Below are 24,666 nucleotides of genomic sequence, written 5' to 3' on the forward strand. Positions count from 1 at the left end.
TGCTTACTCATTCAACCTCAAAATGCAATTTAACCAATGAAAATAAAGTCTCTTTTCACTTACCTTTTACTAACTACTCTTGGAACAGTATCTTTTACTGCAAAATCGCAAGATTGGGAAGTAATGACTCCGACCAACACCTGCATCAATCGTCATGAAAATACCATGTCAGCAGTAGGCAATAAATTGGTTTTATTAGGCGGACGTGGCATTAAACCCACCGAAGTTTTCGACATCAAAACCCAAACTTGGACAAAATCAGTTGAAACTCCACTCGAAATTCATCACCTGCAAGCCGTTACGTATAATGGTGAAGTTTATGTTATGATGGCCATGACTGGCAAATACCCACACGAAACTCCGATTCCAAATATCTACATTTATAATCTCGAAAAAGGCGAATGGAGAGTCGGCCCCGAAATTCCAAAAGACCGTTTACGTGGTTCGGCTGGTTGTGTGGTATATAAAGACAAAATATATTCTGTTTGTGGCATTTTGGATGGACACTGGGACGGCCACGTAGCATGGCTTGATGAATATGACCCAAAAACCAATACTTGGGTAAAATTGGCGGATGCTCCTCACCTACGTGACCATGTGAGTGCTGCGGTTGTAAACGATAAATTATATATTGCAGGTGGCCGACGCTCAACGGCTCGTATTAATCAAGTACTAAACTTGACAGAACCAGCTGTCGATGTATATGATTTCAAGAAAAAAACTTGGCAAACACTTCCAGCAGAGCTGAATTTGCCAACACAAAGAGCAGGAAATTCATCAGTAGCTTTTGGTGATAAACTTTTAGTGATTGGTGGAGAAAGTCCAGCCCAAGTACCATCTCATAGCGAAGTTGAAGCTTTTGATACAAAGAAAATGCAATGGGTTCCTTTTCCAAAACTCAAACAAGGAAGACACGGAACGGGTGCAGCAGTCGTTGGTGGAAAAGTTTATTCGGTAGCAGGTTCGGCCAATCGTGGTGGTGGTCCAGAAATCAATGAAATGGAAGTTTTGAAATAAAACTAATCATTATTCGATAATAAAATAAGGAAGTTTTTGCCCCACAACAACTTTATAACGTACAACAAAACAAATAAAATGGTAAAAAACAAACTTAAACGAGGTTTAAGAATGACTCGTTATGTCATTTACCGAGAAACACTGGTCAATACCAAAGAGCATTTTTATTCTTTCGTTGGGTCATTTATTGGTATCGCAATTCTGGCTTTTATTCAAAGCAAAACACTCGCAGATATTGACTCAATATTTCTAATAGGCTCGTTTGGAGCATCGAGCGTTTTGATTTTTGGAGCAGTTCAGAGTCCGTTGGCACAGCCGAGAAATTTGGTTGGTGGGCATGTTATTTCGGCCATAATTGGGGTTACAATTTATAAAACTTTGCCTAATTTTTTATGGTTAACTGCTCCGTTGGCGGTTTCACTTTCAATCGTAATGATGCAATTAACCAAAACCCTGCATCCTCCAGGTGGAGCGGCGGCACTCATTGCTATCATCGGTACTGACAGAGTAAAACAACTTGGGTATTTGTACGTTTTATCGCCCGTACTTACTGGCACACTAATTTTACTGGTTGTAGCGTTGGTTTTTAATAACATAACTCCCAGTCGAAAATATCCAACCGATAGAAGATTCACCAATTTCCTGCGAAAAAGAAAAGCAGATTTAAAAACTTAACCATTAATAAACGTAGCTATGAATTCACTTTGGAAAAAAATAATAACCCGAACAACACTCAAAAGACCCAAAAGCGGAGAAAGATATTCCGACTATAAACTCGCTAAAGGTTATCGAGAGCTTAAAATTCTAATCAGACGCTACCTCAAAGATTTCATCTTGATAACGGCTGGGATTTTCTCGGCATCGTTCGGCTTTAAAGGCTTCTTACTAACCAATCACTTCATTGATGGCGGGGCAACTGGTATTTCTTTGCTCATTTCGGCATTGACAAAAATTCCACTTTATTACTTGATTATCGGCATCAATCTTCCGTTTATATTTTTGGGCTATAAAATTCTCGGAAAAGTGTTTGCACTAAAAACTGCACTTGCCATTGCTGGACTTGCCCTGTGCGTTGGTACAGTTGATTTTCCTAACGTAACCAACGATAATCTATTGGTTTCTATTTTTGGAGGCTTCTTTCTTGGAGCAGGAATTGGTTTGGCGGTTAGAGGTGGAGCTGTGATAGATGGCACAGAGGTTTTGGCTATTTTTCTCAGCAAAAAAATGGGTACAACCATCGGAGATATTATCATTATTATCAATGTCCTTATTTTTTCTACGGCAGCTTATTTTCTTTCGGTCGAAATTGCACTTTATTCGATGATTACCTATTTAGCTGCTTCCAAAACCTTAGATTTTATTATAGAAGGTATTGATGAATATATCGGTGTTACGATTATTTCTTCACACAACGAAGAAATCCGACAAATGATTATCAATGAAATGGGGCGTGGTGTAACCGTTTATAGTGGTAAAAAAGGTTATGGTAAAAGCGGCGAAACTAAAAATATTGATATTCTTTACACTGTAATTACGAGATTAGAATTGAATAAACTCAATACCGAAATCGAAAAAATTGAACCAAATGCCTTTGTCGTGATGAACAGCGTTAAAGATACCAAAGGTGGAATGATAAAAAAACGCCCGCTTGACCATTAATTTAATTAAGACGGGGTCGCTCGTACGATTGAGAATTAAAAATTGAGAATTATTTACGTCAATCAACCAGATGAAAAAACTGACCTATTTATTTATTTTTTTCATAAACATCAGCTTTGTTTTTGCACAAAACAAAACCTTAATGTTTGTCGGCACATACACTGACGGCAAACCCGACAAAGGTATTTATGTCTATGAACTCAACCCAAGCAATGGTTATTTAAAGCTGATTTTTAATACTGAAAATATCGTAAATCCTTCTTTCCTGACACTTTCACCAGATGGCAAGTTTTTGTATGCTTGCACCGAAACCAAACTTCCTCAACACGGCAACATTAGTGCTTTTGCAATCAATAGTGCCAATGGTAGCTTGAAATTTATCAATAAACAATCAGCCAATGGCGAAAACCCTGTCTATGTGAGTGTACATAAAAATAACAAATTTGTTGTTTCAGGAAATTATGGAGAGGGAAATGTAACGGTCTTAACCAAAAATGGAGATGGAAGCCTAAATCCATTTGTGCAAAGTATTCGGTTTTCGGGAACGAGTGTAAATAAAGAACGTCAAGAAAAACCACACGTTCACTCAGCCAATTTTTCTCCGAAAAATGATTTTCTTTATTTGCCCGATTTAGGAACTGATAAAATCAGAACATTTAGGTTCGATGAAAAACAAGCGAAACCATTAATTGAAGTTAACGAATTGACTATCAATACAGATGCGGGCGGCGGGCCTCGTCATATGGCTTTTCATCCAAATCAAAAATTTGCTTATTCCATCGAAGAAATGAGTGGAAATATCGTTGGTTATGCCTACAAAAATGGCGAACTCAGTAAAATTCAAAGTATTATTTCAAATCAGAAAAAAGCTGATATTTATAGTAGTGCTGATATTCATATCTCACCCGATGGCAAGTTTTTGTATGCTTCAAATCGAGTAGAAAATACAATTTCGATGTTTAAAATTGCCAAAAATGGTGTCTTAACTTTACTTGGTCATGAATCAACTTATGGTGAAACTCCCCGCAATTTTAACCTTGACCCTACTGGAAACTTTGTAATTGTAGCGAATCAAAGTTCAAACAATATTGTGGTTTTTAGAAGAAATATAAAAACTGGTTTATTATCCAAACTCAGCGATGATACGAAAGTTTTACATCCTTCTTGTTTGCAATTCAAAACCTATTAAAATTTATGATGGAGAAAAATATTGCAGTGAAAGATATTGATTCTTATCTATCATTTGTACCCGAAAAAGAACGCATTGCTCTGGAAGAATTGCGTCAGCAAATACTTGATTTAGTTCCTGATGCTGAGGAAGTTATCAGCTATATGATTCCAACTTTTAAGTACAAAGGTGCATTGGTTGGATTTGGCTATTATAAAACTCATCTTTCATTCTACTTTATGAGTGTGGGGCTTCGTGGACATTTTGGGCAAGATTTGATAGGCTATAAACATGAAGGCTCAACGATACATTTCACGGCTGAGAAACCACTTCCAGTAGAGGTAATTAGAAAGATAGTTTTGGCGAGAGTAATGGAAAATGAAGAAAAAGAAAGGCTAAAAAGGTTAAAGAAAGCAACAAAAAAGACTTAAAACGTGCAAAAAAACATAATTTAAAAAGAGTTTACATAAAAAGTATTTATTTTGTATCGAAATGATTTTCTGAATAAAAGCTAACTCATTTTATCTAAAATTCTTTTATAAACCGTTATTGATAAAATGGACCTTCTACTCAGAAAAGCAACGCAAAACGATGCCGATTTGACTTTCGAAATTGAGCAAAACTCGTTCAAAGAATACAGCGATGCCGTTTATGCTACCGAACTCGATTCTCATCGAAAAGAATTCGACTCAGAGAACATTCAAATTATTGAATTTGAAAAACAAAGCATTGGTTATTTGGAGATAGAAGAAAAAAATCATTCTTTTGAAATCATAAATATTCTGATTCAAAAAGACTTTCAGAACCAAGGTTTTGGCCGCCAACTGCTTGATAAAGTAATTGAAGACGGGCAACGAAAATCGAAGGGAATCGAATTACAAGTACTAAAAAACAACCCAAAAGCAAGACGGTTTTATGAAAATTCTGGTTTTCAGATTTATTACGAAACCGAATTTGAATATAAAATGAAATTTTCTCATGCAAATAGGATTTTTAGAAATTAAGTGGACTGATATTTTAGATATTTTGCTCGTTGCATTTCTGCTGTATTATATTTATAAATTGGTGCGTGGTAGCGTTGCGAGTCGGGTTTTCTTAGGTTATTTACTCATTTATCTATTTTATTTGATTGTAAAAGCCATTGGTTTAGAACTACTTACTCGCATTTTAGAATATTTTATGGGTGTGGGAGCAATCGCATTGATTGTGCTTTTTCAGCAAGAAATCAGACGCTTTTTATTGTTAGTAGGTAAATCAACTACACTAACCAACAATCATTTTTTTGCAAATTTGCTTGGTACAGAAGTAACTCCCGAAGAAAAATACCCTCTAAAAACCATCATTGATGCCGCAAAAACGATGTCGAGCGAGTTTACAGGTGGAATCATCGTTATTCAAAAAGAAGATGATTTAGGCAAGTTTGCCGAATCAGGTGATGCTTTGGATGCGGTCTTATCAAAGAAATTAATTTTATCGCTCTTTAGTCAATACAGTTTATTGAATGATGGTGCAATAATTATCGACGGCAGTCGCATAAAAGCAGCACATTGTATTTTACCAATCGCTAATAGCGATGATTTACCATCAAATTACGGTTTTCGTCACCGTGCGGCTCTCGGAATTTCGGAAGCAACCGACGCCGCAGCTATTTGTGTTTCGGAAGAAAACGGTAAAATTTCACTGGCAATTGATGGAAACATAAAAACTGTTTCCGTAACCGAACTCGAAAGAGATTTGAAGGCGTATTTTCTTAAATAGTTCTGAGTTGAGACGAGGTCGCCCGTGCGGTTCTGAATTCTGAGTTAAAAATACTAAGGCACTCGTGTGAATTGTAAAATAAAGCTTTCAGTTTTCTGTTTACCCCCACTCAGAACTCTCAACTCAGAACTCTCAACTCAGCACTCAGAACTTTGATTACGTTTTATCCAGGACCATCAAAAGTATATCCGCAAGTGGCAACTTATCTACAAGATGCCATGAATGAAGGTATTTTGAGCCAAAACCACCGCAGTACTGCTTTTATGGAAATGCTGGCAACGTGCATTTCGGTCTTCAAGCAAAAGCTAAATATCCCCAGCGATTACGAAGTTTATTTTACATCATCCGCCACCGAATGTTGGGAAATCGTCAGTCAATCGCTTGTAAAAAACCACAGCCATCACATTTTTAATGGAGCATTTGGCGAAAAATGGTTTGAATATGCTTCTCGTTTAGGTAAAACTTCTTCGGCAACAAAGTTTGATTTTCAAGAAATACTTGATAAAAACCTTATTTCCGATGCAGATGTTTGGTGTTTTACCCAAAACGAAACTTCAAATGCAACTCAAATAGAAAATTCGTTTTTCGGAAAACTTCACACTGAAGCGTTAATCGCAGTCGATGTAACTTCATCAATGGGAGGAATCGAGCTTGACTGGCAATCGGGCGATATTTGGTTGGCTTCGGTGCAAAAGTGCCTCGGTTTGCCTGCTGGAATGGGTATTATGATTTGTTCGCCAAAAGCCATCAAACGTGCCGAAGAAATCGGCGAGCGTAACCATTATAATAGCCTACTTTTTATCAGAGATAATTTCAGGAAATTCCAAACCCATTACACCCCAAACATTCTTGGAATTTATCTATTAATGCGGGTAATGCAACAAGTACCTGATATTCAAACGATTAATGCACAATTAACGGAACGAGCAAAGGATTTTTATGCGTTTATCAGCCACGAGACCAATCTTAATTTATTGATTACTAATGATGAAGTAAGGTCTAAAACCGTCATTGCGATAAAAGGAAGTGTTGATGAAATTTCAGTTTTGAAACAAAAAGCTAAAGAAAATAATATAATTTTGGGTAATGGTTATGGTGCTTGGAAAGACACCACTTTCAGAATAGCTAATTTCCCAGCTATTGAAGATTGGGAATTCGACAAACTAAAAACCTTACTACGCCAATGAACTTCGTTTTTAAAGAAATTATCTCAGTTTCGATTATCTTATTTTCAGTAATTGATATTTTGGGAGCAATTCCAATTATCATTGATTTACGCAAAAAAGCGGGCAGTATACACGCCGAACAAGCTACTTTGGTAGCAGGCGGTTTAATGATAACGTACCTATTTTTAGGAATTAGTATCTTGAGTTTGTTTGGCGTTGATGTTAAATCTTTTGCGATTGCGGGGGCTTTGATTTTGTTTTTAATTGGCTTTGAAATGATTTTGGGAAGAAGCATTTTCAAACATGAAACCACCAATAGCAAAGCTACTTCAATTGTGCCGTTGGCATTTCCGATTATCGCAGGTGCAGGTACGATGACAACAATTATTTCATTGAAAGCAGCCTATCAGGTAGAGAATATTATTATAGGAATTATGCTAAATTTGCTTGTGGTTTATATCGTTTTAAGAAATTCTCAGCAACTTGAAAAAATTCTTGGGCCAACTGGTGCCGATATTTTACGAAAAGTTTTTGGAATGATTTTGATTGCTATCTCTATTAAATTGATAAAAACTAACTTGTTTTAGCATAAAAAACGATGCCTTCGACTTCGCTCAGGCACCGTTTTGTTTTTCATAATTTTGTGTTTCTATTTTTTCTTTCTTAAATAAACATTTCCTTGGTCTGACCTGATTGTTAGATTTACACCACCACCATTGATTGTTCCAATGGTAGCATTTGTGTAATAACAATTGCAATCAGTATCATAATTTTGTTTATTAGCCCATCTTGCATCTGCATAAGCCACTGATTTTTGAGTAGTAGAAAATCCTTCAACAGCATATACATTACCTGTTCCTTTTATTGTTTTTGCTTGTTGCCCAGTTGGAGAAACAGCTTCAATTTTAGCTATTTTTTCTGCTTTTTCTCCTTTTTCAACTTTATCGTTTACTTCTTCATATTTTGTTGGGGTAATATCAAAATCCGTAAAGAAATCAGCATACGTTGCTTGTACTTTTAAGTTTGCTTTGGTATCAGCGGGTAAGGTAATATCAACTGCACCACTGGCCGTAATTGAATTAGGTCGGCTTTGATTTAATTGGTCGTATTCGATATACATTTTACCGTATCCACCACGAGCTACTATCGGGCCACTCACGTTTTTAATATTCAATGTCGAATACGATGTTTCTGCTTCCACTTCACCTTTCATACCCGAAATGAACCATTTCCCGTAAGAATTCCCATTTTCTTTGATGCTTACATTCAAATCCTTTGGAACTTTCACCACGAAATTTCCATAATATTTACTCTTAGGAAGTTTAATTTTAAGGGTATTTCCTTCCATTTGTACGTTTGCTCCAATACCAGTATTATCAACAGCACCACCTGGTGTAACAATTTTTAGTCCTTGAGCTTCTTCCGGAAACTCTTTTTCTTGTTTATCCGATTCTACAATTACTTCAGTACCTGTAATACCCTCAATAGTCAAATTGCTGCTGGCACTCAAAATCACAACTCTTTTATCAGCTCCGCTGAAACTTTGCTTAAACGAATTCTGCTTATTTTGTGCAAAAACACTAACCGAAAGCAGCATGAAAATTGAAATATTTAAATAGTTTTTCATAATTTTTATTTTTTTAAAGTCTTTTTTGAATAAAATTTAACATTAGTAAACTAATAATCAACAACTTACAAACTCAACACTCTTGTACTTTCTTCTGCTTTCTGGCGAACAAAATCTGATGTTCCTCCATCTTCGGCCAGCAGGCGAAGAGCAGGTAAAGCACGGCGTTCGTTAAACTTAGTAAGAATGTCAATAATCGAAATCTGTAAAGTTGGTTCTTGTTGTTTCAACAACGACTTAACGAGTGCATCACGCACATTAGCATTACTTCCGAACCGTCCGATTGCGTCGGCCGCTGCAATTCGTACATTAACGTTTCGGTCATAATCAAGGGTATAAATAAGAGCTTTTAGCACTTGCTCATCAGGTTGTTGCAAATCATAACTATAATTAACGGCCTGAATCCGCTCAGAAGGAGACTCTTTTTTGAGCATCGACAGAATTAATAAATCTTTGGTTTCTTGAATTTCTTTTTTCAAAGTACCAATCTCATTCATTACATTTGGCTGTTTGGTCGAAGCAAGTTGCTTGGTTGCCACATAAATCGTATCGACTCGCACAACTGGTACTTCTACAACTTTTTCAATCACTTTTGGTGTGTCGTTATCAGCTAAAATACTTGTAGTTACCTGATTATCAATTGTTTTTCGACCAAACCAAAATGCTAAAGCCAAACCTGCTACACTGGCAGCATATTTAAAATAAGTTCGTTCGTAGAAACGAACAACTTTTGCTTGTGGCTTTTCTGATAGTCTCTCTTTTTCTGCCGAAAGAAAATCATAGAAACTCTTGTCTTTTGAGGCATCAAAATTCTTTTCAGTTCCTTTATTAATAGCAAAGAAAATATCTTTCGATTCTTCAAACTCAGTTTTAAAACTTTCATTTTCGGCAAATAAATCTTCAAACTCCTGCTTTTTCTTGGCAGAAAGATTATTTTCCAGAAAATCAGCCAATAATTCTTCTATTTTATTTTTCATTTCATTTTACAAAATTTAAAAACGAAATTAAATTTCGTTACACATTTATACATCTACATCTAAGGACAAATAAACTTCTCTTAATTTTTTGATGGCTCTGTGTACTCTTACTTTCACAACCGAAACCGATACATTGAGCATTTCGGCAATTTGCTCGTATTTCATGTCCTCAAATCTACTAAGGTGTAAAACTTCTCTATATTCGTCGGGTAGTTTTTGTAATGCTATTCTTATTAATTGATGATTTTGGTCGTCGAAAGTTTCTTCTTCTTCTAAATCGTGATTATCATTTAACTCACTCATTTTTAGATGATTATCTTTCAGATGGTCGTGAAATAAATTTCGAGCTATCCGATAAATCCAAGTTCTAAACTCATGCCCTTCTCGATACGAATGTCGATAATGAATCATCCGATAGAAAGTTTGTTGCGTAAGGTCGTGGCTTGTCTCCCACTCTACACCGAAGCGTAGAAAGAAATTCAAGAGTGGTCGTTTGTATCGCTCATACAATATCGCCGCTTTGTCAAGCTCACCATTAAAGACACACAACATGGCCGTTTCATCGGTCATAAAAATCTATCGTTTTGATTGTTTCTGATAATGCTTACTCAGAAAAATGTGAAAGGTTACAAAAGCTTGTAAAAAAAATAAAAAATTATTTCTATGCTAAATTTAACAATAAGCCTTTTGTGTTGTTATTAACTTCGATAAAAATACCGCAATTGTCTTGTAAGAATTTCCGTTCATCAATTCATTGTTATAAAATTTATTGTTTTTCATTAGTTTTACGAAATTATACCTTACAAACTATTCAAATCAAATTTATGAATTTATTAAAAATTACTTTTTTAAGTTCGTTGGCAATCTGTGTTTCGGTCTCTACATTCGCACAGAAAAAAGACGACAAAAAGCCTGAAGAAGCTAAAACTCCAGTGGCAACTCCAGCCACTCCCCCTGCAAAACCAGCCGAAGCTCCAAAAACTGGCCCAAAACCTTACAAAGAAGTTATTACATCAAAAGCCATCACTTCAAAAGGCTTAATGACTGTTCACAAAATCGACGAAAAGTATTTTTTTGAAGTAGGCGATACTTTGATTGGACGTGACATCATGACTGTAACACGCTACTCAAAAACTGCCGCTGGTGGTGGTATTTTTGGAGGAGAAGAAGTAAATCGTCAAGTTGTTAGATGGGAAAAAGGACCCGAAAATAAACTTTTCTTGCGTTCGATTACCTTCGTGATTGCAAGTCCAGATAGTACAAAACCCATTTTCCAATCAGTACAGAATTCGAGTGCTGACCCAATTATTGGGGTTTTTGATATTAAAGCACTCAGAAAAGATACTTCGGCAGTGATTGAAGTAACTGATTTCTTCAAAGGAGATAATCAAGTTTTCTCACTCGACCCAGTTAATAAACAATTATTGAAGATTGCGGCAATTCAGGCCGACCGTTCGTTTATTCAACATATTCGTTCGTATCCAATCAATACTGAAATTCGTACAACCAAAACTTTCAGTGTTGTTCCACCTTCGGTTTCTTTAGCTCCAATCCCTCAAATTGGTGGTTATTTACCAGCATCTCGTGATGCAGGTGTAGTGACGATGGAGTTTAATACTTCAATGATCATTTTGCCAAAAACGCCAATGCGTAAGCGATATTTCGACCCACGTGTTGGATATTTTGCGAATCAATATTCAAGCTTTGGCGAAGAATCACAAAAATCTGATACTGAAGTTTTTGCGGTAAGATGGAAACTTGAGCCCAAAACACCAGAAGACGCCGAACGCCAAAAACGAGGTGAATTGATTGAGCCTAAAAAACCAATTATTTATTATATCGACCCAGCAACGCCACAAAAATGGCAAAAATACCTCAAAGCAGGTGTTGACGACTGGCAAGTAGCGTTTGAAAAAGCTGGTTGGAAAAATGCAATTCGTGGCGAATACATGAACCCAAAAGACAGCATGAGCTTAGAAGATGCTCGTTTCTCGGCCATTAGATATTTTGCGGCTGATATTCAGAATGCTTACGGACCGAATGTACATGACCCACGCAGTGGAGAGATTTTAGAAAGTCATATCGGTTGGTATCATAATGTAATGCGTTTATTACGTAACTGGTATTTGATCCAAACTGCGGCTTCAGACCCACGCTCAAGAAAGAAAAACTTTGATGATGAATTGATGGGACAATTGATTCGTTTTGTTTCATCGCACGAAGTTGGACACACAATCGGCTTACGCCACAACATGGGTGCGAGTTCGGCAACGCCAGTTGAGAAATTACGTGATAAAGAATGGGTTGCCAAAAACGGACACACTTCATCTATCATGGATTATGCTCGTTTCAACTACGTAGCTCAACCAGAAGATGGCGTGACGGATTTCTTCCCACGTATCGGAGATTATGATATTTGGGCGATTCAGTGGGCTTACAAATATTTCCCAGATGCAAAAAGTGCTAAAGAAGAAAAATCAATCTTGAATGAATTGACAAAAGAAGCGGTAAAAGACCCACGTAAACGTTTTGGTACAGAAGTTAGTCCTTTCGACCCTCGTTATCAGACTGAAGATTTGAGCGATAACGCCATGAAAGCATCTGATTATGGTATCAAAAACTTACAGAGAATTTTACCAAACTTACCAGAATGGAGCAAAGAAAATGGCGAATCTTACAAAGAATTGGCTGAATTATATGCAAATGTTACTGGTCAATACCGTCGTTATATTGGTCACGTAACCAAAAATATCGGTGGCATTTATGATACACCTAAAACTTACGACATGGAAGGTTCGGTTTTTGAAGTTGTTCCAAGAGCTACACAGAAAGAGGCCGTTGCATTCTTAAATCGTCAAGTTTTTGAAACACCAACTTGGATGCTCGACAAAAATATTTTGAGTAAAATTAACCCAGAAACCGGTGTTGAGGCAGTAAAAGCTATTCAAGAATCTACCTTGAATAACATTTTGGCAGGTGACCGTGCCGTAAGATTGATGGAAACCGGTTCAGCAAGTGCAGCTAATTATAATTTAGATGAGTTAATGACCGATTTACGTGGAAGTATTTGGTCTGAACTAAAATCTAAAAAAGTAATTGACATTTATCGTCGCAACTTGCAAAAAGTTTTTGTTGAGAAAGTAACATCATTACTTACGCCAGGTATGACCGCAGTTTCATTTATTCCACAAGGAGCAACGTATGGTTTTGAAACTCGAATGGTTGATTTGAAGAAAACTGATTTACCATCAATTGCCAGAGCTCATTTGGAAGCCTTGAAGGGGGAAATCAAAGCGGCATTGCCGTTGACGACCGACAAAATGAGCAAATATCACTTACAAGATGTATTGCAAAGAATTGACACAGCATTGAATCCAAATAAATAATAAACACAGTTTTTATGATTAAAGAGCGAGGCGTTTGTCTCGCTCTTTTTTTGTTTCATTGAAATCTCAACTACCATTAAATAAAATAATATTTTATTTAATGAGTCTTTGCTCTATTTTTGAGTAATCAAATAGCTGTAAATCAACATGACCAAAGTTCTATTAATTGATGACCATCAAGTTTTGCTCGATAGCCTGCGTTTATTATTAAAATCTATTGAAAACATTGAAGTTGTAGGAGCGATTAGTGATAGCCGTAACGTTTTAAAATTCCTTGAAACACAAGAAGTTGATGTAATAATTTCGGACTTACACATGCCGCATTTGAGCGGAATTGACCTAACCTTACAACTACGTAAAACGAATCCCTCTGTAAAGATTCTATTACTAACGATGGCTGAAGATGCCCAACATATACGTGAGGCATTGAAAGCGGGAGTTCATGGCTACATTCTAAAAAAAACGGGCAAAGACGAGATTGAAAAAGCCATTGAAAAATTAATGTCGGGCAAAAAGTATTATAGCGAGGCCGTAATTGATGAATTGGCAGCAACTGCCGAAGATGATTATAATAATGCTCGCCCCGAGACGATTGAACACCTGACAAGTAGAGAAATTGAAATTTTAAGATTGATTACACTTGAAAAATCAACAGCTGAAATTGCTGAAATGTTGTTTATTTCTGTTTCTACCGTTGAAACTCATCGAGCAAATTTAATGAAAAAACTCAACGTAAAAAGTGCTATCGGAATGGTAAAATTTGCAATTAAGCATGGGTTGGTGGATTAGACAGGTATCAAAACCTCACTTCTAACCCCCTTATTTTCAATATTTTGCAAATTCCACGTTCCATTCAAAGACTCAACTCTGGCTCGAACATTCTTCATTCCTTTGCCATCAGAATTTTTTTCAAAAATACCAATTCCATTATCCTCAATGATAAGTTGAATTTTGTCATTGGTAGCTGAGTGTAGTCGAAGCATTGCTTCGGTTGCTTTTGAGTGCTTGATGATATTATTGACCAATTCGAGGCAAATGCTGTATAGCTCAAACTCTACTTTTTTATCTAATTTACCCAATGTATCATCTATCAGTAAATTGAATTTTATGCTTGAATTTTGATTAATTTTTCTGATAAAATAATGCAAAGCGGCTGAAAGTCCTTGTTTTTCGAGTTCTTCGGGGAGTAGATTGTGCGAAAGCAATCGAACGTCATTATAGGCTTTTTCGAGGTTTTGTCTTAGATTTTGATGAATGGCGGATTCTTCTTCACTCATTTTTGATTTATCAATCATATCTACACTCAGCCAAAGTGCTGATAATGTACTGCCTAAATTATCGTGCAAATCGGCCGCTACTCGTTTGCGTTCGATAGTTTGGCCTTGAAGGAGGGCGGCTTGGAGTTCGGTATTTTGTTTTTCAAGAGTTTCGTTTTGTATTTTAAGAATGTGCTGTTTTTCTTTAGAGAGGTTCTCTACCTCATTTAACTTTTGGGCTAAACTCTTGGTGGTTCGGGTGTATTCACTTGCCAACATGAGTGAAAAACAAATAGGAACGCTTGTCAAACACAAATTCGCAAAAAGCGAAATTCCGAACTCTGAATACGGTAATACATGAAATGCAATTAGATACCACACAACCAAAAACACGATATAAAGTATATAACCTGCAAAAATATACCAAGCCGCAGTTTTTCCACTTCCGATTGTTTTTATTGATAATCTGATTGATTCAATAGCAAGAAACCCAGCAAGTACTAAATTAAAATAAAATATACCAAAATTAGGATTATAACAGCAAATCGGATAAGCCAATAAAAAGATAACAATGCCTATCCAAAACATGTTTTTTTTGGGTAGTTTTAAAAAATCATAAATAATAAGGAAAGTCAATATCGCAATAAATGTCGATAGAATAATTATCCAACTTGTCTCAATATACGTTGCTTTAGCCGAAAGAGGCAAGTTACTGACGAGGTTTTCAAGGTGATAAATAATAACATTACAAAGTGCATAAAGACTAATGTAGAGGTTTGATTTTTGTTTCGGATAAGAAATAAAAAAGAAAAAATGGATTAAGAACAAAAAAAGGAATAATCCGACCTTCAAATAATCAAGCAAGGCGTAATTATTTTTATTCTTCGCAAAACTTTCAATGGTTGTATCTAAAACAACCAGTTGTGCTTTAAAAGCATTATATTTTTTGGGTTTGTGTTTTAATAAAATGGGAGGATTAACAAATGAAAATCGAACACAAATTGTTTGAATTCCAGCATTTTTAAAAACAATACTAAAAAGCTGGCCATTGGGCAATCGAATTTGCTCTTTTTCTTTTTCTTGACTCACTACTCCTATCTTATGAATCAGAGCATTATTGAGATAAATTTCTGATGCTAAGGATTGGTCAATTCCAAGTGCAAGGGCTTTATTTACTAATGAGGAATCAATGCTAAAACTTAATCTAAAATATCCAATTTTTGCTTTTTTTACCTGGGGTAAATCCATTACATCTTGGGTCGGGTCAATACTCTCCCACTTACTATCATCAAAATCAGGTTTGGCAAAATCAGGGTTATCGCCTGCATGAAATTTCCAGCCTTTATTGAGCAAAATACCTTCTTTGGGCAAACCATCTAAACGAAAAACTTCTTTTTGAGCATAAACGCACAAATCAAGTAGTATCAGCAAGCTAAATATTATTAGTTTTCTCATTATCTAAATAGGTATAGTTATCTGTGAATTTGTACCAATATTTTCATTAGATATCAACTCCCATGTTCCATTCAAAGACTCTACTCTTGCTCGTACATTTTTCATTCCTTTGCCATCAGAATTATTTTCAAAAATACCGATGCCGTTATCTTCGACAGTGAGTTGAACTTTGCCATTAGCAGCGGAGTGTAGTCGAAGCTTTGCCTCGGTTGCTTTTGAGTGCTTGATGATATTATTGACCAATTCGAGGCAAATACTGTATAACTCAAACTCTACTTTTTTATCTAATTTGCCCAACGTTTCATCAATCTGTAAATTGAATTTGATGCTTGAATTCTGATTGATTTTTCTTACAAAATAGTGCAAAGCGGCGGTAAGTCCTTGTTTTTCAAGTTCTTCGGGAAGTAAATTATGCGAAAGCAAACGCACATCATTATAAGCTTTTTCGAGATTTTGGCGTAGATTTTGATGAATGGCGGACTCTTCTTCACTCATCTTCGATTTATCAATCATATCAACACTCAACCAAAGTGCCGATAAAGTACTTCCCAGATTATCATGCAAATCGGCTGCTACACGCTTACGTTCGATGGTTTGTCCTTGAAGGAGAGCGGCTTGAAGTTCGGTGTTTTGACGTTGAAGAAATTCTTGTTTTTCTTGGGCAAGGCGTTGAAATTCAGTAAGATTATCGGAAAGTTGCAAATAATTCCTCTTATAATCGGTAGCTAATATGTATGATATTGCCATCGGGACAGCCAATAATGCTGTATCGAAAGCAATCTCTTGAATTATCCAATGCTTATCTATCGCATCTCTAATCGATACATAAACGGTCATTCCAACAAAAAACAATAATGCCGCAATTGTAATACTGATAGCTTCTTTCTTACCATTTCGATAGGCTCTAAATGAAATAAAAGGGATATAAAAACATAAAAAGAGTTTGGTTAATACGAAGCCGAATAACTGCCCTGTTTTATAGGGGTAAATCATAGTCGGAACAGTAATCAAAAAACAGATTACAACGAAATAGAAAAACTTATTTCTCTTCAATTCCAATAAAAAATACAAGGCAATAAACACACATAAATCAGCGATTGGGCTAACCAAAAGGTGGGTAACTGTTAGAAGATTACGATAATTTAAATCATTGATAAAATAGGTAATATTAGAAGAAAATAGCGTATAAGCAGTAAGAAATGTATAGATTCCAAAAAATAAATTAGCTTTTTTGTACCTATATTGAAAAAATAATAAAAGGTGGAATACTGCAATGAAAAGAAAAATTCCTGTTTTAATATGACCAGAATTATGAGCTCTTAATGATAAACTATTAATCTTATCGCTCGAAATAGCAGCATTTTCAACATAATTGATAATTGATTTAAAGACTGGATTAGGAAAGTTTAAATCAGAAACTAAAAAAATATCGGGATATGAAAACCGAACTGCAATACAATTCTGCTGTTTTATAATTAGTGGAAGAGAAATCTGTTCGCCCATGGGGTCATAACCTTTTATTTCTGTTCTATTTTTTGATAGATAACCGAATTTATGTATTAATCTTCCATTCAGATAAATTTCACTGGCTCCAGTCTGCTTTATAATAAGAGCGAAAAGTTTATCATTAAGCACGACATTTGGTAATACTTTAAGCCTCAACCAAATAATTGGAGTTGCTTTTAATTGCTTCAAATCCATCACATCTTTCGTTGGGTCAATAATCTCCCATTTATTATCATCAAAGTCAAGTTTTGCAAAATCGAGGTTATCTCCTGCATGGAATTTCCAGCCTTTATTGAGCAAAATACCTTCCTGTGGTATGCTATCTATACGAAATACTTCTTTTTGAGCGTAAACGCACAAATTAAGTAGTAGAAGCAAGGCAATTATTGATAGATTTCTCATTTTCTAAATAGGTATAGTTATCTGTGATTTCGTACCAATATTTTCATTAGTTACCAAATTCCAAAACCCATTCAATGATTCTACCCTTGCTCGAACATTCTTCATTCCTTTGCCATCAGAATTATTTTCAAAAATACCAATTCCGTTATCTTCAATGGTAAGTTGAACTTTGCCACTGGTAGCTGTGTGTAGTCGAAGCGTTGCTTCGGTTGCTTTTGAGTGCTTGATGATATTATTGACCAATTCGAGGCAAATGCTGTATAGCTCAAATTCTACTTTTTTATCTAATTTAGCCAAGGTTTCATCAATCTGTAAATTGAATTTGATGCTTGAATTCTGATTGATTTTTCTTACAAAATAGTGCAAAGCTGCCGAAAGTCCTTGTTTTTCGAGTTCTTCGGGAAGTAGATTGTGCGAAAGCAAACGCACATCATTATAGGCTTTTTCGAGGTTTTGTCTTAGATTTTGATGAATGGCGGATTCTTCTTCACTCATCTTCGATTTATCAATCATATCAACACTTAACCAAAGTGCCGATAAAGTACTTCCCAGATTATCATGCAAATCGGCTGCTACTCGTTTACGTTCGATAGTTTGGCCTTGAAGGAGGGCGGCTTGGAGTTCGGCGTTTTGACGTTGAAGGGCTTGTTGTTTTTCAAACGATAATTGTTGTACCTCTACAAGCTTGTGTTGTAATTTTTTTCTGTTAATATTATAGTAGTAGGCAAAATAATAAACAATGGCAATAGGGGAAAAAATAATTCCCAAATTGTAAATTATATCATTTATTACTTCTGGATAATTTATAATGATGAGTCTTGAATTTAATATAGCCCACGTTGAACATACAGCATAGGTTAATTCGCTAATTGCTATTACCAATGCTCCTTTATCTCCTTTTTTAAATGACTGCCAAGAAATTAAAAATATTAATAGAGATGTTAAATAGGGAGTTATAATTGCCCCCATAGCCCAGCCAAAATCATAAGATAGAAAGATACTTGCAATACTAACAAAGGTTAAAATTATTAGTAGTTTAAAATAAGCATCAATTTTTAAAGAAAAAGTACTGTATAATGCGTAGCAATGTAAAATTGACAATATTGGTATGAAAATAACAGTAAGTATAGATATTAAATTTCTCGTAATTATTTCTATTGGGTAAAATGAGAAGTTAGTAAAAAGAAATAAAAATACTTTTGCAAAAGCCCAAAAACCTAAGATAAGGTTATTGATATTTTTTTTGTCTGCACCAAAAAGCCAAAAGTGAAGAAAAGCAATAATTAGGAATAATCCTGACTTAAAATAATCGAATGCAAAGCCTGCTAAACTACGTCGATTATTGGAATTTACTAAATTTAAGGTTTCTTCAATTTGAATTAACTTTAATTGCAAACAATTATTATCAAACCCCAAATGTTTTATAAGTAATAGATTCGGTTTCTCAAATTTTATTGATAGTGTTTGAGTTATTTTATTGCCGAATATGAATCTGTAAGGGTATCCTGATGGGTCATAACCTTTTGACGGATGCACCTTAGAGCTAAATTGTCCGATTTGACAAACTAATTTGCCATTGTTGTAAATTTGAGAGCTTCCAACTTGTCTTACTGAAAGAGCAAAAGTTTGTCCAAAGAGCGAAGAATCAATTTGAATCGTTAACCTAAGCCATCCAATATTCGTTGTTTTGAACTGTTCCAAATCCATAACATCTTGTGAAGGGTCAATACTCTCCCATTTGCTATCATCAAAGTCAGGTTTGGCAAAATCAGGGTTATCTCCTGCATGAAATTTCCAGCCTTTGTTTAGTAAAATACCTTCTTTGGGCAAACTATCTATACGAAAAACCTCTTTTTGAGCATAAACACACAAATTAAGTAGTAGAAGCAAGGTTATTATTGATAGATTTCTCATTTTCTAAATAGGTATAGTTATCTGTGAATTTGTACCCATATTTTCAGTAGATACCAAATTCCATGTTCCATTCAACGACTCAACTCTTGCTCGTACATTTTTCATACCTTTGCCATCAGAATTATTTTCAAAAATACCAATTCCATTATCCTCGATGATAAGTTGAATTTTGCCATTGGTAGCTGAGTGTAGTCGAAGCTTTGCTTCGGTTGCTTTTGAATGCTTGATGATATTATTGACCAATTCGAGGCAAATGCTGTATAGTTCAAATTCTACCTTTTTATCTAATTTATCCAGCGTCTCATCTATATGTAAGTTAAATCTGATGCTTGAATTTTGATTAATTTTTCTGATAAAATATTTTAAAGCAGCTGAAAGTCCTTGTTTTTCGAGTTCTTCAGGGAGTAGATTGTGCGAAAGCAAACGGACTTCATTATAAGCATTTGTTAGCATCTTTTTGAGTGTTGCATAAATTTCTAATTCTTGCTGCGGCAGTTTTTGTGTATTGATGGAGTCGAGCGTCCAAATAAGCGATGACATAGTAGAACCCAAACTATCGTGTAAATCAGCCGCAACACGTTTACGTTCAATAGCTTGCCCTTTTAATAAAGCCTCCGAAATTTCTGCATTTTTTTTGCGTAGGGTTCTGTTGCTCCTAAAAATAAGAACACCTACAATACTTGCCAATACTAATAACCCAATCAAAAAATAATTTACCAGTTGTTGTTTTTGGAGTTCTTCTTTTCGTTGTGCAGCTTGAAGTTTTTCAATTTCGAGTTTATGTTTATAATCTTTGTATTCGGACTGTGCCTGCTCAAACCTATGATTAATGTTTACTTCGGTCAATGAATCTCTCAAGATGGTATATCGTTCATAATACGCCAGAGCTTCAGTAGGCTGATTAGTGGCCTTGTGAGTTAAGTAGAGAATTTTATTTGCTTCGCTTTCACCATATATTGTGGCTTGCTTTTGACTCAATCTTACACCTTCAGCAGCGAAAGCCTTTGCTTCGGTATATTTACCTTGATTGAGGTACAATTGTGCGGTATGAAATAGCAATTCAGGAATCAAATAATATTTTTTACTTTTTTCGAGTTCAATTCTCGAAAGTTTAAAAGTTTTTTCGGCTGCTTCGTATTCCTTTAAGTCAGTCAAGGCTTCACCCAAATAATCATAGGCGTAACCTAAAGCACTCGGTAGTTTTTTCTTACAAATTTCAACTGCTTCTACTATCAACTGCTTAGCCAAAGCTGGCTTATGTAGATGAAACCGATAAGCATCTCCCAATTCAATCAAAACATTGGCCCGAATAAAATCAGTATTGGGTACTTTGGCTGATTTTTTTAGACATTCCTGATAATACGGAATGGCTTTCTGGTAATTATCAAGCATATCATAATTATTAGCTAACGAACGCAAGAAAACTACTTCAAAATAGGCATTCTTACTTTTTTGGGCTAATTGTAAACCCCTAAGTGCAGTTTGCACGGCCTCATAATGTCGGTTAGAAATATTCTGAATCGAAGCAAGCGATTGATAAGATTTCAAGATTCCCTTTACCCAGCCAATACGTTCTGCCAATTTAAGGGCATCCTGTGAAACCTTGATTCCCTCAAATGGGTCATCGTTGATTAGTGCTTTTGCGTACGAATTAAGCGTGTTTACCAACGTAGTATCACGTACATAAGAGACGGGGCGTTCTTTTAGCAACGCTAACTCATTCTTTAAACTATCTACTTGTTGTCCTCTCGTTTCTCCAGTCCATAAAACTAAACACAAACTAAGCCAGAAAATCTTCATATATCTTGATTATTAAAGCCCTATAAATGTAGGATATGCAATGTTTTTTAACAAGAGTTTTGAAAAATATCGCCCAAATATCATGGTAAACCATGAGTAAAAAACCGTGGTTTACCACTACTAAAAATCATGGAAAACCATGAAAGATTATTTTTCGCATTAGCATCAACTTTGTAGTAAAAAAAAACTCAACAAAATGGCTGTACTAACCAAACGTGAACAAGAAATATTGGAATTGATAGCCAGCGAACTCACAACCGAGCAGATTGCCCAAAATCTAAATATTAGTATCCCAACTGTAGAAAGTCATCGCCGAAGTATGTTTCGTAAACTCGGTGTGCAATCGGTGGTAGGTTTAGTAAAAGAGGCATTAAAAAACAACTGGATAAAAATTTAGAACTCAAAATAACAATGCTATGAAAAACGAAATTGCAATCGGTGGTTTCAAGTCAGTAAGACCAGAAGAGATTCTCTTGCTCGAAGCCGACATCAATTATACAGTTGTCCACTTTAGAGATGGCAAGAAATTTATCGTGGCAACTCCTCTCAAAAGCCTTCAAAGTAGGTTTGAGCCATACAATTTTTACCGAACACACAAATCTTATATGGTCAATCTTAAATGTGTAGAATGTTATTTAGAACCTCACAAACAAGTACAAATGACTGATAATAAAAAAGTTACTGTTTCGAGAAGAAGAGCAAACGGTTTAAAAAAACATCTTTCAATTACACAAAACTACCTTTAAATCGAAATTGCCACCGTTAAATCGAATTTTTCTAAAATAAAGAGTAAGTATCCTAAACTTTGATTTGCAGACCATTAATCAAGTACTAATTCTCATATCAAAAAAGATTCTCAACTGATAACTTTCAAACCCCAATTCTAATGACTAATAAACGTTACATTTCGCTTATCGTCCAAGCTATTTATGTTCTAATCACTGCATTAGAGCTTATTTGTATCCCCAACGTACTACTGGGTATGTTTGGTTTTCCTCCTACATCCGAAATCTGGATAAAAGTGCTTGGTATAGTACTCATTGCACTTGCAACTGTCTATTATGGCATCATCAAATTTGGCAATGATGAAGTTGTAAAATATACCATGTGGGGCAGAATAATCGTCGGTATCGGCTTTGTCATATTAGTTATTTCAGGGCAAACTTTACCCGCATTAATTCTGTTTGCAGGAATTGACATTGCTACTGCTATCTGGACATGGTTCGAGTTAAAATAACTTCAAACTTTGGAATTTTCAAATCGTAATAATTTCAAAACAAATTTTAAAGACATTTTAAACCTATAAAAAACAATGAAAAAACTCATCATTTCAACGCTCTGCTTTTTGGCAGCTATTCAGTTCTCGTTTGCACAGTCAAATATTGAGCAATTACTTTCAAAGTTGGAAGAAGAATATCGCCAAAACCCAGCAGCCGCCTTTAAAAAATATGCCGATGATAATTTCTTATTTATCAATGCTGAAGGTGGCTCATGGGACAAAAATAGAACTATTAAGTCAGTTTCGTCGGCCAAATTGGAAGACGTAAGTTTCACCGAAAAAACCTTTAAAACATTTGGAAATATTACGATAGTAAACGGCATCAATAAATCCCGTTGGAATTTTGGAAAAGTAACCATCAATTATAAAGATGCCTTTACATATATCTATCAAATAAACGGAAATGATGTAAAGTGGCTTTCATCACAACATTCGTTAGTTACACCAAAAGACCGTAATAAAGCTATCTATCGCGAGCTAAATAATCTTTCAAGAGAAAGAAAAATTGATTACACCAAATTCTATGCTGAAACTCATGAAATAAAAGGAATTGGCAAAGGACCAAAAGCAGTTGAAGCCTATAATAATGCTTTCATAAAAGCATTTCCTGATTTACAAATCACAGTCGTAGAACTCATTGCCGAAGGCGATTTAGTTTTTGCTCGTTGTGAAGCCACTGGTACTCAAAAGGGTGAATTAAATGGCATAAAACCAACTGAAAAAACAGCCAAAGTCGCACATTGGACAGTCAATCGTTTCAACGCCGAAGGGAAAATTACTGAAAGTTGGAATCTTAACGACACTTTTTCAATGATGCAACAATTAGGAATCAACAAATAACGGTGAAAACAACTCATCATGAAGCCCGCAAATAAATTTGTGGGCTTTTTGTATTTTCTATGTAATTTTACAAAACATCTAATCTCATCTATCAATGTTTGTAAAGTTCCGTCATTTCTCCTATTTATTCGGTATTTCATTTCTTATAAGTTCGTGTATTTCAACAATTACACCCAAAAGCACTTCCTATATTAAAGGTTTTCCGGAAAGCTTTGAAAGTGCTTCAAAAAGTAGTTATACGGCAGGAAACGTAGAATTGACTGGCGGAGTTTGGTATTTTGAAGATGCCCTAATCGGCACAACAGCCAATGATACAAAAAATGAATCTCGTGCTATCAGAATCAGAGAAACAGGTTTTGTACGCATGAATTATGACATTTTTGGTGTAAAAGAAATCAATATCTCTTATGGTGCCTACAATGGCGATGGCGATTCTGAGTGGGAATTATATGTTTCTAAAAATAGCGGTTCTTCATGGTCGAAATTTGGTTCTACTCAAAAGACTTCTGGAAGCAATCTTTCTACAACAGCTTTCACGATTAATGAATCTGGCAAAATCAGGTTTGAAATCCGTAAGATTTCAGGTGGAGCAAATCGTTTGAACATTGATGATATCATCATAACCTCAACAGGCGATTCGCCAACAAACTCGTCCACTCCTACTCGTGATGATAATTTGGCGATGGGAAATCCAAGTAATGCTGACTCGAAAGATGAGAACAATTACTTAATGATAAAAAAGCAATACGTTTTGTCCTATAATCGTAGCAAAGGAACAGCCAATTGGGTAAGCTGGCATCTCAGTACTGCTTGGAAAGGCACAACGCAACGAACTGATAATTTCAGACCTGACCCTGCCCTACCAAATGCTTGGTATAAAGTAATAACATCCGACTACACTAATTCAGGTTTCGACCGTGGGCATCTCTGCCCATCCGACGACCGTGATGGAAGTTACGAAGATAATGACGAAACTTTCTTAATGACCAACATCGCTCCGCAAGCTCCAGCCAATAATCGAGGACTATGGGCTGATTTGGAAGCGTATTCTCGTAAAATTGCCGAATCAGGCAACGAACTTTATATCATTGCGGGTGTTTATGGCAAAGGCGGAACTGGCAGCAATGGCGGACGCACCAATAGCCTCAATGATGGAAAAGTAATTGTTCCCGAATCTTTCTGGAAAGTAATTGTCATTTTGCCAACGGGCAGTAATGATATTACAAGAATTGATGCCCAAACTCGTGTCATTGCCGTAAATGTTCCCAATAAAGAAAATGTTGACGGCACAAAATGGGGTGAGTATCGGCTAAGTATTGATGATTTGGAAAGCCTTACAGGATATGATTTTTTATCAAATGTACCAAGTGCTATTCAAAAATCGTTAGAAGCAAGAAAAGATGCTGGTCCAACTTTAAAAGTTGCCAGTTTCAGATTTTAGTAGTATAACAAGTTT

At 35.6% G+C, this 24,666-nt stretch carries 23 protein-coding genes; 16 read left to right on the forward strand and 7 right to left on the reverse strand.

The genetic code is table 11. The features are described from left to right. Window positions 1–36 precede the first annotated feature (36 nt). From ABR854_RS07545 to ABR854_RS07585, 9 genes are all read left to right on the forward strand, one after another. A complete protein-coding gene (locus ABR854_RS07545; protein WP_350264787.1) occupies window positions 37–1,017 on the forward strand; it encodes a Kelch repeat-containing protein in 981 nt (326 codons plus the stop codon). Window positions 1,018–1,095: 78 nt separating this feature from the next. Continuing rightward, window positions 1,096–1,692 (forward strand): HPP family protein, encoded by a 597-nt coding sequence (locus tag ABR854_RS07550; protein WP_350264789.1) that lies wholly within the window; start codon window positions 1,096–1,098, stop codon window positions 1,690–1,692. A gap of 18 nt (window positions 1,693–1,710) precedes the next feature. Further along, window positions 1,711–2,676 (forward strand): YitT family protein, encoded by a 966-nt coding sequence (locus ABR854_RS07555; RefSeq protein ID WP_350264790.1) that lies wholly within the window; start codon window positions 1,711–1,713, stop codon window positions 2,674–2,676. Window positions 2,677–2,746: 70 nt separating this feature from the next. Further along, entirely contained in the window at window positions 2,747–3,865 is a 1,119-nt protein-coding gene (locus ABR854_RS07560; protein WP_350264791.1) for a lactonase family protein, read from the forward strand. Between the two features lie 5 nt (window positions 3,866–3,870). Further along, entirely contained in the window at window positions 3,871–4,275 is a 405-nt protein-coding gene (locus ABR854_RS07565; RefSeq protein ID WP_350264792.1) for an iron chaperone, read from the forward strand. 126 nt (window positions 4,276–4,401) lie between these two features. Next, entirely contained in the window at window positions 4,402–4,848 is a 447-nt protein-coding gene (locus ABR854_RS07570; protein ID WP_350264794.1) for a GNAT family N-acetyltransferase, read from the forward strand. Next, window positions 4,823–5,602, forward strand: coding sequence for a diadenylate cyclase CdaA (cdaA, locus tag ABR854_RS07575; protein ID WP_350264795.1), 780 nt, complete (start codon window positions 4,823–4,825; stop codon window positions 5,600–5,602). The genes ABR854_RS07570 and cdaA overlap by 26 nt, the downstream gene beginning before the upstream one ends. A 152-nt stretch (window positions 5,603–5,754) precedes the next feature. Then, window positions 5,755–6,789 carry an aminotransferase class V-fold PLP-dependent enzyme gene (locus tag ABR854_RS07580; RefSeq protein ID WP_350264796.1) on the forward strand — a complete coding sequence of 345 codons (1,035 nt, stop codon included), beginning with the start codon at window positions 5,755–5,757 and terminating at the stop codon, window positions 6,787–6,789. Further along, window positions 6,786–7,355 (forward strand): MarC family protein, encoded by a 570-nt coding sequence (locus ABR854_RS07585; protein WP_350264797.1) that lies wholly within the window; start codon window positions 6,786–6,788, stop codon window positions 7,353–7,355. Before ABR854_RS07580 ends, ABR854_RS07585 begins: the two co-directional genes overlap by 4 nt. A gap of 62 nt (window positions 7,356–7,417) precedes the next feature. Here the strand turns inward: ABR854_RS07585 and ABR854_RS07590 are convergent, their stop codons facing one another. The 3 genes from ABR854_RS07590 to ABR854_RS07600 form a co-directional block, all read right to left on the reverse strand. Continuing rightward, on the reverse strand, window positions 7,418–8,395 hold the full coding sequence (locus tag ABR854_RS07590) for a DUF4097 family beta strand repeat-containing protein (RefSeq protein WP_350264798.1): 978 nt from the start codon (window positions 8,393–8,395) through the stop codon (window positions 7,418–7,420). 65 nt (window positions 8,396–8,460) lie between these two features. Continuing rightward, window positions 8,461–9,372: a HEAT repeat domain-containing protein gene (locus ABR854_RS07595; RefSeq protein ID WP_350264799.1), complete on the reverse strand. Its 912-nt coding sequence runs from the start codon at window positions 9,370–9,372 to the stop codon at window positions 8,461–8,463. Between the two features lie 45 nt (window positions 9,373–9,417). After that, the gene (locus tag ABR854_RS07600; protein WP_350264800.1) at window positions 9,418–9,942 is read right to left on the reverse strand and encodes an RNA polymerase sigma factor; all 525 of its coding nucleotides are present in this window, start codon (window positions 9,940–9,942) and stop codon (window positions 9,418–9,420) included. Between the two features lie 254 nt (window positions 9,943–10,196). On the opposite strand from ABR854_RS07600, the gene ABR854_RS07605 reads away from it, so the two are divergent. Both ABR854_RS07605 and ABR854_RS07610 read left to right on the forward strand, forming a co-directional pair. Next, entirely contained in the window at window positions 10,197–12,758 is a 2,562-nt protein-coding gene (locus tag ABR854_RS07605) for a zinc-dependent metalloprotease (RefSeq protein ID WP_350264801.1), read from the forward strand. A 147-nt stretch (window positions 12,759–12,905) separates the two neighbouring features. After that, entirely contained in the window at window positions 12,906–13,547 is a 642-nt protein-coding gene (locus ABR854_RS07610) for a response regulator (protein WP_350264803.1), read from the forward strand. Here the strand turns inward: ABR854_RS07610 and ABR854_RS07615 are convergent. The 4 genes from ABR854_RS07615 to ABR854_RS07630 are packed head-to-tail and all read right to left on the reverse strand — an operon-like array spanning window position 13,544 to window position 21,091. Continuing rightward, on the reverse strand, window positions 13,544–15,469 hold the full coding sequence (locus ABR854_RS07615) for a sensor histidine kinase (protein ID WP_350264804.1): 1,926 nt from the start codon (window positions 15,467–15,469) through the stop codon (window positions 13,544–13,546). The genes ABR854_RS07610 and ABR854_RS07615 overlap by 4 nt on opposite strands. A 3-nt stretch (window positions 15,470–15,472) precedes the next feature. Further along, the gene (locus ABR854_RS07620; RefSeq protein WP_350264805.1) at window positions 15,473–17,377 is read right to left on the reverse strand and encodes a sensor histidine kinase; all 1,905 of its coding nucleotides are present in this window, start codon (window positions 17,375–17,377) and stop codon (window positions 15,473–15,475) included. Between the two features lie 3 nt (window positions 17,378–17,380). After that, window positions 17,381–19,291, reverse strand: a complete 1,911-nt coding sequence (locus tag ABR854_RS07625; RefSeq protein ID WP_350264806.1) for a sensor histidine kinase — start codon at window positions 19,289–19,291, stop codon at window positions 17,381–17,383. A 3-nt stretch (window positions 19,292–19,294) separates the two neighbouring features. Then, window positions 19,295–21,091, reverse strand: coding sequence for a tetratricopeptide repeat-containing sensor histidine kinase (locus tag ABR854_RS07630; RefSeq protein ID WP_350264807.1), 1,797 nt, complete (start codon window positions 21,089–21,091; stop codon window positions 19,295–19,297). A gap of 196 nt (window positions 21,092–21,287) precedes the next feature. Here ABR854_RS07630 and ABR854_RS07635 point away from each other — a divergent pair, with 196 nt between their 5' ends. From ABR854_RS07635 to ABR854_RS07655, 5 genes are all read left to right on the forward strand, one after another. Further along, the gene (locus tag ABR854_RS07635) at window positions 21,288–21,488 is read left to right on the forward strand and encodes a response regulator transcription factor (RefSeq protein ID WP_350264809.1); all 201 of its coding nucleotides are present in this window, start codon (window positions 21,288–21,290) and stop codon (window positions 21,486–21,488) included. Between the two features lie 19 nt (window positions 21,489–21,507). Continuing rightward, window positions 21,508–21,837 carry a LytR/AlgR family response regulator transcription factor gene (locus tag ABR854_RS07640; RefSeq protein WP_350264810.1) on the forward strand — a complete coding sequence of 110 codons (330 nt, stop codon included), beginning with the start codon at window positions 21,508–21,510 and terminating at the stop codon, window positions 21,835–21,837. 236 nt (window positions 21,838–22,073) lie between these two features. Continuing rightward, on the forward strand, window positions 22,074–22,328 hold the full coding sequence (locus tag ABR854_RS07645) for a hypothetical protein (protein WP_350264811.1): 255 nt from the start codon (window positions 22,074–22,076) through the stop codon (window positions 22,326–22,328). 75 nt (window positions 22,329–22,403) lie between these two features. Next, window positions 22,404–23,210, forward strand: a complete 807-nt coding sequence (locus ABR854_RS07650; RefSeq protein ID WP_350264812.1) for an ester cyclase — start codon at window positions 22,404–22,406, stop codon at window positions 23,208–23,210. A 94-nt stretch (window positions 23,211–23,304) separates the two neighbouring features. Then, a complete protein-coding gene (locus ABR854_RS07655; protein WP_350264813.1) occupies window positions 23,305–24,651 on the forward strand; it encodes a DNA/RNA non-specific endonuclease in 1,347 nt (448 codons plus the stop codon). The last annotated feature ends 15 nt before the right edge of the window (window positions 24,652–24,666 follow it).

This window comes from Emticicia sp. W12TSBA100-4 (assembly GCF_040253585.1).
GTDB lineage: Bacteria > Bacteroidota > Bacteroidia > Cytophagales > Spirosomataceae > Emticicia.

Bases quoted from the DNA above. Each gene is read 5' to 3' on its own strand.
- ABR854_RS07545 (WP_350264787.1), top strand. From the start codon at position 37: ATGAAAATAAAGTCTCTTTTCACTTACCTTTTACTAACTACTCTTGGA.
- ABR854_RS07550 (WP_350264789.1), top strand. From the start codon at position 1,096: ATGGTAAAAAACAAACTTAAACGAGGTTTAAGAATGACTCGTTATGTC.
- ABR854_RS07555 (WP_350264790.1), top strand. From the start codon at position 1,711: ATGAATTCACTTTGGAAAAAAATAATAACCCGAACAACACTCAAAAGA.
- ABR854_RS07560 (WP_350264791.1), top strand. From the start codon at position 2,747: ATGAAAAAACTGACCTATTTATTTATTTTTTTCATAAACATCAGCTTT.
- ABR854_RS07565 (WP_350264792.1), top strand. From the start codon at position 3,871: ATGATGGAGAAAAATATTGCAGTGAAAGATATTGATTCTTATCTATCA.
- ABR854_RS07570 (WP_350264794.1), top strand. From the start codon at position 4,402: ATGGACCTTCTACTCAGAAAAGCAACGCAAAACGATGCCGATTTGACT.
- cdaA (WP_350264795.1), top strand. From the start codon at position 4,823: ATGCAAATAGGATTTTTAGAAATTAAGTGGACTGATATTTTAGATATT.
- ABR854_RS07585 (WP_350264797.1), top strand. From the start codon at position 6,786: ATGAACTTCGTTTTTAAAGAAATTATCTCAGTTTCGATTATCTTATTT.
- ABR854_RS07590 (WP_350264798.1), bottom strand. From the start codon at position 8,395: ATGAAAAACTATTTAAATATTTCAATTTTCATGCTGCTTTCGGTTAGT.
- ABR854_RS07595 (WP_350264799.1), bottom strand. From the start codon at position 9,372: ATGAAAAATAAAATAGAAGAATTATTGGCTGATTTTCTGGAAAATAAT.
- ABR854_RS07600 (WP_350264800.1), bottom strand. From the start codon at position 9,942: ATGACCGATGAAACGGCCATGTTGTGTGTCTTTAATGGTGAGCTTGAC.
- ABR854_RS07605 (WP_350264801.1), top strand. From the start codon at position 10,197: ATGAATTTATTAAAAATTACTTTTTTAAGTTCGTTGGCAATCTGTGTT.
- ABR854_RS07610 (WP_350264803.1), top strand. From the start codon at position 12,906: ATGACCAAAGTTCTATTAATTGATGACCATCAAGTTTTGCTCGATAGC.
- ABR854_RS07615 (WP_350264804.1), bottom strand. From the start codon at position 15,469: ATGAGAAAACTAATAATATTTAGCTTGCTGATACTACTTGATTTGTGC.
- ABR854_RS07620 (WP_350264805.1), bottom strand. From the start codon at position 17,377: ATGAGAAATCTATCAATAATTGCCTTGCTTCTACTACTTAATTTGTGC.
- ABR854_RS07625 (WP_350264806.1), bottom strand. From the start codon at position 19,291: ATGAGAAATCTATCAATAATAACCTTGCTTCTACTACTTAATTTGTGT.
- ABR854_RS07630 (WP_350264807.1), bottom strand. From the start codon at position 21,091: ATGAAGATTTTCTGGCTTAGTTTGTGTTTAGTTTTATGGACTGGAGAA.
- ABR854_RS07635 (WP_350264809.1), top strand. From the start codon at position 21,288: ATGGCTGTACTAACCAAACGTGAACAAGAAATATTGGAATTGATAGCC.
- ABR854_RS07640 (WP_350264810.1), top strand. From the start codon at position 21,508: ATGAAAAACGAAATTGCAATCGGTGGTTTCAAGTCAGTAAGACCAGAA.
- ABR854_RS07645 (WP_350264811.1), top strand. From the start codon at position 22,074: ATGTTTGGTTTTCCTCCTACATCCGAAATCTGGATAAAAGTGCTTGGT.
- ABR854_RS07650 (WP_350264812.1), top strand. From the start codon at position 22,404: ATGAAAAAACTCATCATTTCAACGCTCTGCTTTTTGGCAGCTATTCAG.
- ABR854_RS07655 (WP_350264813.1), top strand. From the start codon at position 23,305: ATGTTTGTAAAGTTCCGTCATTTCTCCTATTTATTCGGTATTTCATTT.